The sequence below is a fragment of the Streptococcus sp. 10F2 genome, assembly GCF_054331515.2.
On the sequence record NZ_JBTGGE020000105.1, the window covers coordinates 1 to 1,420 of the forward strand.

Sequence of the window (1,420 nt, forward strand, 5' to 3'; positions counted from 1 at the left end):
TTCCAGTGACTGTTAAGGTTTCTGAAACTCCAACGCAAGCTGAAACCAATGAACCAACACCAGTAGACCAAACGGTTAAGGTTGGTGAAACCCCATCAGCGGAGAAATCCATCTCTAACTTGCCATCTCTACCAGAAGGCACAACAGTTTCCTTTGAAAGTCCAGTAGATACAACAACAGCAGGCGACAAACCAGCTACTGTAGTTGTGACTTATCCAGATGGTTCAACAGATAAGGTTCCAGTGACTGTTAAGGTTTCTGAAACTCCAACGCAAGCTGAAACCAATGAACCAACACCAGTAGACCAAACGGTTAAGGTTGGTGAAACCCCATCAGCGGAGAAATCCATCTCTAACTTGCCATCTCTACCAGAAGGCACAACAGTTTCCTTTGAAACTCCAGTGGATACAACAACAGCAGGCGACAAACCAGCTACTGTAGTTGTAACTTATCCAGATGGTTCAACAGATAAGGTTCCAGTGACGGTTAAGGTTGAAGAGGCTCCAACGCAAGCTGAAACCAATGAACCAACCCCGGCAGACCAAACGGTTAAGGTTGGTGAAACACCAACAGCAGAGAAGTCCATCTCTAACTTGCCATCTCTCCCAGAAGGCACAACAGTTTCCTTTGAAAGCCCAGTAGATACTAAGACAGCAGGCGATAAGCCAGCTACTGTAGTTGTGACTTATCCAGATGGTTCAACAGATAAGGTTCCAGTGACTGTTAAGGTTTCTGAAACTCCAACGCAAGCTGATAGTAATGAACCAACACCGGCAGAACAGACGGTTAAGGTTGGTGAAACCCCATCAGCAGAGAAATCCATCTCTAACTTGCCATCTCTCCCAGAAGGGACAACAGTCTCTTTTGAAAGTCCAGTAGATACTAAGACAGCAGGCGATAAGCCAGCGGTAGTAGTTGTGACTTATCCAGATGGTTCAACAGATAAGGTTCCTGTGACTGTTAAGGTTGAAGAGGTTCCAACGCAAGCTGGAACCAATGAACCAACCCCGGCAGACCAAACGGTTAAGGTTGGTGAAACACCGTCAGCAGAGAAATCCATCTCTAACTTGCCAGAGTTGCCAGCAGGAACAACAGTTTCCTTTGAAACTCCAGTGGATACAACAACAGCAGGAGAGAAACCAGCTACTGTAGTTGTGACTTATCCAGATGGATCTCAAGATAAGGTTCCAGTGACTGTTAAGGTTTCTGAAACTCCAACGCAAGCTGAAACCAATGAACCAACACCGGTAGAACAGACAGTTAAGGTTGGTGAAACACCATCAGCAGAGAAATCAATCTCTAACTTGCCAGAGTTGCCAGCAGGAACAACAGTTTCCTTTGAAACTCCAGTGGATACAACAACAGCAGGCGACAAACCAGCTACTGTAGTTGTAACTTATCCAGATGGTTCAACAGATAA

The 1,420-nt window shown here is 45.5% G+C and carries 1 protein-coding gene; it reads left to right on the top strand.

The annotated features are described in order from the left end of the window. Window positions 1-1,420, top strand: a 1,420-nt coding sequence (locus ACXM1Q_RS09210) for a Rib/alpha-like domain-containing protein (protein WP_458517799.1), incomplete at both ends; no start/stop codon positions are given.